This is a genomic window from Syntrophomonas sp. UBA5494, assembly GCF_002426325.1.
This window is the reverse complement of record NZ_DIPG01000148.1, coordinates 58,440-59,011: the sequence shown is the minus strand read 5'-3', so window position 1 is coordinate 59,011 and position 572 is coordinate 58,440. Positions and strand designations below refer to the sequence as shown.

1 protein-coding gene is annotated in these 572 nt (G+C 41.4%); it reads left to right on the top strand.

Going from position 1 to position 572, the window contains the following annotated elements; all coding sequences use genetic code 11:
- Positions 1–442: hypothetical protein (locus B3W37_RS16835; protein WP_483176505.1), on the top strand; the 442-nt coding region annotated here is incomplete at its 5' end.
- Positions 443–572: the final 130 nt, after the last annotated feature.

The window sequence follows — 572 nt, the reverse complement described above, 5'->3', positions numbered from 1 at the left end:
CTGTTTTCAGGAAGGAATGCAGGCCCAAAAGCCGGATCAAAAAGAACTTGAGTATGAAATCGAATTTATGGCGCCCCGGGAGATTTTCAGGCTGCTATTCATCAAATATGTTAAGAACAGGACCTCCAGAATCGATAAAATGGCCCTGATCATATTGATGGAACAGTATATAAATCAAAAGGCCAGAAACTTTGTCAAGGAATTCATGCTGAAAGAACCGGCGGATTACTACGAGGCAATACTGAGGACCATGGCGGCAAAGGGAAAGATACGGGATGATACTGATCTGAGAATCGCCGCCGAAGAATTGAATTACGGCTTCATGGGTATTATTTTAGACCTTTTGGTTGCCGTTCAGGAAGGCGGTGATCATACCGTCGTTATTCAGAAACTATCGGGCCACGTGGATTTTGTATTTGAGCGTCTGGAAAAACAGGGATGATGATTGCTTCGTTTAAAAATCAGGGGAAGAACACTATATTTCTTAAAGCACATCGATGCTTTATAAACATGTACCAACTAATCATTTGATTAAACAGGAGGTCGGTATTGATGAAAATTATTACGAACCC